Here is a 359-nt window from a genome sequence, read left to right as displayed (position 1 = left end):
GAGAAGGAGGGCCTCGTGGGTCATGGGGGTGGCTGCCTCCTCGTGCAGGGTTTCCATTTCCTCCAGGGCCTGTTGGACCGTGTACGGCTGATCCGAGTGGGCGGCGAGCGACAGGATGCGCAGCAGCAGCCGCTCGACACCGGCGAGCTGGCCGTTCTTTCGTGCCTGCCGAGCGTCGTGCCAGGCTTCCTCCAGCGCCTCCTCTCGTCGGCCCGACCAGTACCGGACCGCCAGCCGCGCCCGGGCGGCCAGGGGATGAGTGAGGGTGCCGGGGACGAGGTCGAGCCACGTCGCGGCGCGTGCGACGTCCCCGCGCGTGCAGTGGATCTCCGCGGTCAGCGCCCGCGGCAGGTGCGGGG

At 72.1% G+C, this 359-nt stretch carries 1 pseudogene; it reads right to left on the bottom strand.

The window, feature by feature from the left end:
• A pseudogene (locus tag ACLZOT_RS50615) lies at positions 1 to 359 on the bottom strand (helix-turn-helix transcriptional regulator); the annotation flags it as partial.

Source organism: Streptomyces sp. 4F14, assembly GCF_048159485.1.
GTDB lineage: Bacteria > Actinomycetota > Actinomycetes > Streptomycetales > Streptomycetaceae > Streptomyces.
This window is presented reverse-complemented; position numbering and strand designations above follow the sequence as displayed.